Annotated in this window: 8 protein-coding genes; 7 read left to right on the top strand and 1 reads right to left on the bottom strand. The window is 64.5% G+C overall.

The window, feature by feature from the left end:
- Positions 1 to 72 (top strand): IS3 family transposase (locus CAG18_RS27615; protein ID WP_371807316.1); only part of this gene is annotated, 72 nt, incomplete at its 5' end.
- A gap of 93 nt (positions 73 to 165) precedes the next feature.
- On the opposite strand, the gene cadR is transcribed toward CAG18_RS27615, so the two are convergent.
- Positions 166 to 609 (bottom strand): cadmium resistance transcriptional regulator CadR, encoded by a 444-nt coding sequence (cadR, locus tag CAG18_RS25110; protein WP_015272183.1) that lies wholly within the window; start codon positions 607 to 609, stop codon positions 166 to 168.
- An 84-nt stretch (positions 610 to 693) separates the two neighbouring features.
- On the opposite strand from cadR, the gene CAG18_RS25105 reads away from it, so the two are divergent.
- The 6 genes from CAG18_RS25105 (at position 694) to CAG18_RS25080 (ending at position 8,509) form a co-directional block, all read left to right on the top strand.
- Positions 694 to 2,907: a heavy metal translocating P-type ATPase gene (locus CAG18_RS25105; RefSeq protein WP_085721775.1), complete on the top strand. Its 2,214-nt coding sequence runs from the start codon at positions 694 to 696 to the stop codon at positions 2,905 to 2,907.
- A gap of 9 nt (positions 2,908 to 2,916) precedes the next feature.
- Positions 2,917 to 3,786, top strand: coding sequence for a LysR family transcriptional regulator (locus CAG18_RS25100; RefSeq protein ID WP_015272181.1), 870 nt, complete (start codon positions 2,917 to 2,919; stop codon positions 3,784 to 3,786).
- A gap of 231 nt (positions 3,787 to 4,017) precedes the next feature.
- Positions 4,018 to 5,076 (top strand): putative 2-aminoethylphosphonate ABC transporter ATP-binding protein, encoded by a 1,059-nt coding sequence (locus CAG18_RS25095; protein ID WP_015272180.1) that lies wholly within the window; start codon positions 4,018 to 4,020, stop codon positions 5,074 to 5,076.
- A gap of 1 nt (position 5,077) precedes the next feature.
- Positions 5,078 to 6,802 (top strand): putative 2-aminoethylphosphonate ABC transporter permease subunit, encoded by a 1,725-nt coding sequence (locus tag CAG18_RS25090; protein ID WP_015272179.1) that lies wholly within the window; start codon positions 5,078 to 5,080, stop codon positions 6,800 to 6,802.
- An 18-nt stretch (positions 6,803 to 6,820) separates the two neighbouring features.
- Positions 6,821 to 7,846 (top strand): putative 2-aminoethylphosphonate ABC transporter substrate-binding protein, encoded by a 1,026-nt coding sequence (locus CAG18_RS25085; RefSeq protein WP_015272178.1) that lies wholly within the window; start codon positions 6,821 to 6,823, stop codon positions 7,844 to 7,846.
- A 114-nt stretch (positions 7,847 to 7,960) separates the two neighbouring features.
- On the top strand, positions 7,961 to 8,509 hold the full coding sequence (locus CAG18_RS25080) for a phosphonate degradation HD-domain oxygenase (RefSeq protein ID WP_015272177.1): 549 nt from the start codon (positions 7,961 to 7,963) through the stop codon (positions 8,507 to 8,509).
- Positions 8,510 to 8,519 lie beyond the last annotated feature (10 nt).

The following is an 8,519-nucleotide window of genomic DNA, read 5'->3' as shown; positions in this document are numbered from 1 at the left end:
AACCATGACCGCATCAAGCTGAGGCTCAATGGCCTGAGCCCTGTCGAGTACAGGACCCAGGCGGCAGCTTAAACTGTCCAACTTTTTGGGGGCAGTCCAGGGACCGCACAAAGCTCAGGCCTGTGCAGTACCTGTGGGAGCGGGTTTACCCGCGAAGCTTTTGGCTTAATGCCCGTGGCTTCGCCCTACATGCGAATGCTCGGTTTCCGGCACCGATACCGCCCCGTTCGTCTCCAGTTGCTGCAAGATCGCACACTCCGCCCCTTGTGCATTGCAGCGCCGCCGCAGCTCCACCAGCTGTTCCTGCAACGCCACCAGACCATCGATCCGTGCCTGCACATGCTCGATATGCTCGTCGATCAGCGCATTGACGCTGCCGCACGAATCATCGGGGCTGTCGCGCAGGCGTAGCAGGCTGCGGATTTCATCCAGGGTCATGTCCAGGGTGCGGCAGTTGCGGATGAAGGTAAGCCGCTCGACGTGGGCCTGGGTGTACAGCCGGTAGTTGCCGTCGCTGCGTGCCGGCTCCGGCAGCAGCTGTTCACGCTCGTAGTAGCGGATGGTTTCCACGGCGCAGTCGGTGGCTTTGGCCAGTTCTCCGATCTTCATCACGAAATTCTCCAGCAAGTGGCTTGACCCTATAGTGGCTACAGGGTGTTCACTTGGCAACAGGCTCAAATTAAGGATGACCCCATGAACCAGCCTGTCAGCCACGAACACAAGCACGATCACCACGCCCACAGCTGCTGTGGCAGCGCTGCTGCGCCAGCGTTGGTCCAGCTGAGCGAAAAGGCCAGCAGCCACGCCCAGTTCAGCCGTTTCCGCATCGAGGCCATGGACTGCCCTACCGAGCAGACCCTGATCCAGGACAAGCTGGGCAAGCTGGCCGGTATCGAGCAGCTGGAGTTCAACCTGATCAACCGTGTGCTTGGCGTGCGCCACACCCTGGGTGGCACTGCTGAAATCGAGCAGGCCATCGACAGCCTGGGCATGAAAGCCGAGCCGCTTGGCGCCGAAGACGATAGCACTGCCAGCGCACCGCAAGTGGCCAAGACCCGCTGGTGGCCCCTGGCGCTGTCCGGTATTGCCGCGATCGCCGCCGAAATCGTGCACTTTGCCGCACTGGCCCCGGAGTGGGTGGTGGCGGCGCTGGCGCTGGCAGCGATCCTCGGCTGTGGCCTGGGTACCTACAAGAAGGGCTGGATCGCCCTGAAAAACCGCAACCTCAACATCAACGCGCTGATGAGCATTGCCGTGACTGGCGCGGTGCTGATCGGCCAGTGGCCGGAAGCGGCCATGGTGATGGTGTTGTTCACCGTCGCCGAGCTGATCGAAGCCCGCTCGCTGGACCGCGCGCGCAACGCCATTGGCGGCCTGATGCAGCTCACCCCGGACATGGCTACCGTGCGCCAGGCCGATGGCCAGTGGCGGGAAGTAGAGGTGCGGGAGGTGGCCATCGGGGCCCTGGTGCGGGTACGCCCCGGCGAACGCATTGGCCTGGACGGTGAAGTGACCAGCGGGCAATCCACCGTCGATCAGGCACCGATCACCGGCGAAAGCCTGCCTGTGGAGAAGACCGTGGGCGACAAGTTGTTCGCCGGCACCATCAACCAGGCAGGGGCGCTGGAGTTCCGCGTTACCGCTGCTGCCGGGCAATCGACCCTGGCGCGGATCATCAAGGCCGTCGAGGAAGCGCAAGGCGCGCGGGCGCCTACCCAGCGTTTCGTCGACCGCTTCTCGCGCATCTACACCCCAGTGGTGTTTGCCATTGCCCTGGCCGTTGCGGTGATACCGCCGCTGTTCATGGCCGGTGCCTGGTTCGACTGGGTCTATCGCGCCCTGGTGCTGCTGGTGGTGGCCTGCCCGTGTGCCCTGGTGATCTCGACCCCGGTGACCATCGTCAGCGGCCTGGCTGCCGCCGCGCGCAAGGGCATCCTGATCAAGGGTGGCGTGTACCTGGAAGGCGGGCGCCAGTTGGACTTCCTGGCCCTGGACAAGACCGGCACTATCACCCACGGCAAGCCGGTGCAAACCGATGCCAAGATACTGGAGCCGCTGTTCGAAGGCCGCGCGCAAGCCCTGGCCGCCAGCCTTGGCGAGCGTTCGGATCACCCGGTTTCCCGCGCCATTGCCCAGTTCGGCAAGGAGCAAGGCCTGGCTTTGAGCGAGGTCGATGACTTCGCCGCCCTGGCCGGGCGCGGCGTGCGCGGTACCATCGCGGGTGAGGTTTACCACTTGGGTAACCACCGTCTGGTCGAGGAGCTGGGGCTGTGTTCGCCCGAGCTCGAGGCCCAGCTGGATGCGCTGGAGCGCCAGGGCAAGACCGTGGTGCTGCTGCTCGACCGCTCCGGCCCGTTGGCGCTGTTCGCGGTGGCCGACACGGTCAAGGAAAGCAGTCGCCAGGCCATCGCCGAGCTGCACGAGCTGGGCATCAAGACTGTCATGCTGACCGGTGACAATCCGCATACCGCCCAGGCCATCGCCACCGTGGTGGGCATCGACCGTGCCGAAGGCAACCTGCTGCCTGGCGACAAGCTCAAGAGCATCGAAACCCTGTACGCCCAGGGCCATCGGGTGGGCATGGTCGGTGACGGCATCAACGACGCCCCGGCACTGGCTCGTGCCGAGATCGGTTTTGCAATGGCGGCGGCCGGTACCGACACCGCCATCGAGACCGCCGATGTGGCGCTGATGGACGACGACTTGCGGAAAATCCCGGCCTTCGTCAGGCTGTCGCGCCAAAGTGCGGCGATCCTCATGCAGAACATCGTTCTGGCGTTAGGCATCAAGGCGATATTCCTGGCGATTACCTTTGCCGGCATGGCCACCATGTGGATGGCGGTGTTTGCCGACATGGGCGTGAGCCTGCTGGTGGTGTTCAACGGCTTGCGCCTGTTGCGCAAATAGAGGACGTGCATGCTGAGTTCGGAGCTTAAAGCCTTCTACATGGTGGCCCGCCTGGGCAGCATCACCCTGGCGGCGAAGAAGCTCGGCCTCAGCCAGCCCACGGTGACCACGCAGATTCGCAACCTGGAGAGCCAGTACGCGGTGGAGCTGTTCTACCGCGGCGGGCGGCGCCTGGTGCTGAGCGAGGAGGGCGTGCGCCTGCTGCCGATGGTCAAGGCACTGCTGCAGCAGGAGGCCGACATCGAGTTCGAGCTGCGCAACAGTGGCCAGGCTCAGGGCAGCCTGCGCATCGCGGCCACGGCGCCTTACTACATCCTCGACCTGGTGAAGATCTACCGCGAACGCCTGCCGCAGGTGGAAGTGGCGGTGGAAATCGGCAACTCGCAGCAGGTACTGGAGATGCTCGAGGACTACCGGGTGGATATCGCCGCTTCGTCGCAACTGCTGGAAGACGCGCGGCTGGTGCGGCGGGTGCTGGGGACTGACCCGTTGGTGGTGGCGGTGCATCGCAACCATCCGTTGGCGCACCGCCAGGCGGTGTCCATTGACGTGGTGGCCGGGCATTGCCTGCTGATGCGCGAGAAGGGCTCGACCACGCGCAAGCTCACCGAGCAGATGATGCAGGAGGCCGGGGTGAAAGCCGGGGCGTTGCTGGAGATTGGCAGCCGCGAATCGATCCGTGAGGCGGTACTGCGCAATATCGGCATCAGCGTGATTGCCCGGCACGAGGTGCCGCACAACCCTGAGTTGCGAGTGCTGGCGCTGGAGAACGCGCCGGTGATGCATGAGTACCTGTATTGCCTTAAGGAGCGGCGCCAGGCCCGGTTGCCGGCGGCCTTCCTTGGGGTGGCGCAGGAAGTGGCCGGTTCGCACTTCTGATAGCCATGTAGTGGCTGTACCGGCCCTATCGCCGGCAAGCCAGCTCCCACAGGTACCCCACAGTCCTTGAAACCTGTGCAGTACCTGTGGGAGCTGGCTTGCCGGCGATAGGGTCCTTGAAGGCCACTACAAAATCTGCCTATACCACTATCACCCGCTTTTGCCCTAAAGCCACAGAACCTTCGCACAGCCTTCCTAGCATGGCCTCCATCTCTTCGATGAGGCCCTGCCATGAACCACACCACCCCCGGCGCACAGATGAAAGTGCGCAACATCCACAAGCGCTTCGGCGCCTTCACGGCGCTGAATGATGTCTCGCTGGACATCGCCGCCGGCGAACTGGTGTGCCTGCTCGGCCCGTCCGGCTGCGGCAAGACCACGTTGCTGCGCTGCATCGCCGGCCTGGAGCGCCAGGACCGCGGTACGTTGTACATCGGCGAGCGCGATATCTCCGAGCTGCCACCCCAGGCCCGTGACTACGGCATCCTGTTCCAGTCCTACGCGCTGTTCCCCAACCTCACCGTCGAAGCCAATATCGCCTATGGCCTGACTGGCAGCGGCCGTGAACAGGCCCGCCAGCGAGTGACCGAAATGCTCGAACTGGTGGGCCTGGCCGGCAGCGAGAAGAAATACCCCGGCCAGCTTTCCGGTGGCCAGCAGCAGCGTGTGGCCCTGGCCCGCGCGCTGGCACCGTCGCCGTCGTTGCTGCTGCTGGACGAGCCGATGTCGGCGCTGGATGCCCGGGTGCGCGAGCACCTGTGCACCGAACTGCGCCAGCTGCAGCGCCAGCTGGGTATCACCACGCTGATGGTCACCCACAACCAGGACGAGGCCATGTTGATGGCCGACCGCATTGCGGTGATGAACAACGGCCAGGTCGAGCAGTACGCCACCCCGCAGGAAATCTACGACCAGCCGGCCACGCCGTTCGTTGCCGAGTTCGTCGGCCAGGGCAACTGGTTGCCGTTCCAGCGCAGCAGTGACAGCCATGCCCAGGTCGGTGGCATGAACATGCGTCTGGCACCAGGTTCGGCCCGACCCAGCAGCGGCCGGCTGTTCTGCCGCCCGGAGGCGATCACGGTCAACCCGGCGGTGCACGAAGAAAACCTGTTCCCGGCCATGGTCCGTGAAATCACCTTCCTTGGTAACCGCTGCCGCATGAGCTTCGAGCTCAAGGCGCTGCCTGGCCATGCACTGCTGGCGGAGCTTGCCCCCGAGGCCATGCCGCGGCTGGGCTCGCAGGACATCTGGGTGGCGCTGCCACCGCAGAGCCTGCAGGTGTTTGCCTGAGATGGCCGCGCCAATGTCCCTGCCGCTGAGCCAGGCCAAAGCCACGCCGCGTGCTGGTGTCGCCTTGGGCGACCGGTTGTTCGTCGTCGGCGGCAAGAGCCTGCTGCTGATCCTTCTGGTGCTGGCGGTGCTGATGCCGCTGCTGGCGATCTTCTGGCGCGGCTTCAGCGCAGAAGCGGGCCAGGGTGGTGGCCTGCTGGCGGCCCGCGAACTGTTGGCCAGTGAAAACTTCCACTGGCTGCTGGGCAACAGCCTGTCGGTGGCCTTCACGGTGGCAGCCATCGTGGTGCCGCTGGCCTACCTGTTCGCCTATGCCCTGCAACGCACGCTGATTCCGGGCAAAGGCCTGTGGCGGGGGATTTCGTTGCTGCCGCTGCTGGCGCCGTCAATGCTGCCGGCCATCGCCCTGGTCTACCTGTTCGGTAACCAGGGGCTGCTGCGCGGGTTGCTCAGCGACAACATCTATGGCTTCTGGGGGATTGTGCTGGGCGAGGCCATCTACACCTTCCCGCATGCCCTGATGATCCTGCTGTCGGCGCTATCGCTGGCCGATGCACGCCTGTTCGACGCAGCGTCCAGCATGGGTGCCGGCCCTTGGCGAGCGTTCACCAGCATCACCTGGCCGGCCACGCGCCAGGCAGTATTCGCAGCGTTCTGTCTGGTGTTCACCCTGACCATCACCGACTTCGGTGTACCGGTCGTGGTCGGCGGCGACTATCAGGTGCTGGCGCTGGAAGCCTACAAGGCGGTGGTCGGCCAGCAGCAGTTCGGCCGCGGCGCGTTGATCGGCATGGTGCTGCTGTTGCCGGCGCTGTTCAGCTTTACCGTCGATGCCTGGCTGCGCCGGCGCCAGGGCGAAGCCATGAGCGGCCGTGCCCAGGTGTTCGAGCCCAAGCCGTCGCGCGGCCGTGATGCCTGCTTCCTGGCGATCGTGCTGCTGGTGTGCGCGGCATTGCTGCTGGTGATCGGCATGGCGGTGTATTCGTCGCTGGTCACGTTCTGGCCCTACAACCTGTCGTTGTCGCTGCGTCACTACATGTTCGAGGACACCGCCGGTGGTGGCTGGCTGGCCTACCGCAACAGCGTGACCATGGCCATCGGCACCGCGCTGATCGGCAGCATCGTGATCTTCACCGGCGCCTACCTGATGGAGAAGACCCAGGGCCAACGCCTGCTCAACCAGGCGCTGCGCCTGCTCAGCTTCATCCCCATGGCCGTGCCGGGCCTGGTGCTGGGCCTGGGCTACGTATTCTTCTTCAACCTGAACGGCAACCCGCTGCATGTGTTCTACGGCGGCATGGGGCTGCTGGTGGTGTGCACCATCGCCCACTACCTGACCACCGCGCAGATGACCGCGACCACCGCCCTGCGCCAGCTCGACGGCGAGTTCGAGGCCGCCGCGCTGTCGCTGAAGGCGCCGCTTTACAGGCACTTCCTGCGGGTGACCGTGCCGATCTGCCTGCCGGCGCTGCTGGACATCATTCGCTACCTGTTCGTATCGGCGATGACCACCGTGTCGGCGGCAATCTTCCTGTACAGCCCCGACACCATCCTGGCTGCCGTCGCCGTGCTGAACATGGATGACGCCGGCAATGTCGGTGGTGCCGCCGCCATGTCGACTTTGATCCTGCTGACCAGTGCCGGCGCTTCACTGCTGCTGGCCGCAGCCTCACGCGGCCTGCTGCGCCGCTCCCAAGCCTGGCGCCAACGCGCCGCGACCGTCTGACCTGTAAGGAACCTACTTATGTACAAGCACCTTGCACTTGCCGCTGCCGTTTCCGCCGTGTTCAGCCTGCAGGCTTCGGCCGCTGGTACCCAGCTGACGGTCTACACCGCCCTGGAAGCCGAACAGCTGAAGAGCTACAAGCAAGCCTTCGAGAAGGCCAACCCGGACATCGAGATCAAGTGGGTTCGCGACTCTACCGGCATCATCACCGCCAAGCTGCTGGCCGAGAAAGACCGCCCGCAAGCCGACGCAGTGTGGGGTCTGGCTGCTTCCAGCCTGGCTATCCTCGACCAGAACGGCATGCTCGAAGCCTACGCACCGAAGGACCTGGGCAAGATTGCCGCCAACTACCGCGATGCTGCCAACCCGCCAGCCTGGGTCGGTATGGACGTGTGGGCCGCGACCATCTGCTTCAATACCATCGAGGCCGAGAAGCAGGGCCTGAGCAAGCCGGTGAGCTGGCAGGACCTGACCAAGCCCGAGTACAAGGGCAAGATCGTCATGCCGAACCCGGCTTCGTCCGGCACCGGCTTCCTGGATGTCAGTGCCTGGCTGCAGACCTTCGGCGAGCCACAGGGTTGGGCGTACATGGATGCACTGCACCAGAACATCGGCCAGTATGTTCATTCCGGTTCCAAGCCGTGCAAGCTTGCCGCAGCGGGTGAATTCCCGATCGGTATCTCGTTCGAGTACCCGGCCGTGCAGCTCAAGCGCCAGGGCGCGCCGCTGGACATCGTGCTGCCGAAGGAAGGCCTGGGTTGGGAGATCGAGGCGACTGCGGTGATCAAAGGTTCGCCAAAAGCGGATGCGGCCAGGCGCCTGGCTGATTTCTCGGCAAGCCCGGCGGCCATGGAGCTGTACAAGGAGAACTTCGCCGTGCTGGCTGCCCCGGGTATTGCCAAGCCGCAGACCGAACTGCCGGCTGACTATGAACAGCGCCTGATCAAGAACGACTTTGCCTGGGCCTCGAAGAACCGTGACCAGATCCTGGCCGAGTGGCGCAAGCGCTATGACGGCAAGTCGGAGAAGGTGGCTCAGCAGTAACCTGCACCGGCCTCTTCGCAGCACAAGGCTGCTCCTACGGGGCGGCGACAACCTGTAGGAGCAGCCTTGTGCTGCGAAGAAGCCACCACCCAATCAAGCCAGGAGAAGACGGTGATGCCAACCCCAGCCCAGATCATCGACAGCACCTTCGCGCTGTACGAACGCCACGGCAGTGACGACTACATCGGCGAAGCGATCACCCAGCTCGAACACATGTCCCAGGCCGCGCAACTGGCCATCGCCGAAGGCTTCGACGACGAAGTGGTGCTGGCGGCGTTCTTCCACGACATCGGCCACCTGTGCGGCGGTGACGCGAGCATGGGCGGCTATGGCGTGGTCAGCCATGAGCGCATCGGCGCTGAGTATTTACGCCGCTGTGGCTTCGGCGAACGCATGGCGCGGCTGGTGCAGTATCACGTGGAGGCCAAGCGCTACCTGACTTTGCGCCAGCCTGGGTATTACCAGCGGTTGAGTGAAGCGAGCCGGCGGACTTTGGAGTATCAGGGGGGCGTGATGAGCGAGGACGAGGCGGATGTGTTCGAGCGGGATCCGCTGTTCGAGGTGAGCTTGCGGATGAGGGAGTGGGATGAGCGGGCCAAGGTGGTCGGGGTGACGGTGATTGACCTGGATGGGTTGAAGCGGAAGGCTTTGGCATTACTTTGAGATGTGGGCT

Origin of the sequence: Pseudomonas sp. B22(2017) (assembly GCF_002113105.1) — a bacterium.
In the GTDB taxonomy this organism is placed as follows: domain Bacteria; phylum Pseudomonadota; class Gammaproteobacteria; order Pseudomonadales; family Pseudomonadaceae; genus Aquipseudomonas; species Aquipseudomonas asiatica.
This window is presented reverse-complemented; position numbering and strand designations above follow the sequence as displayed.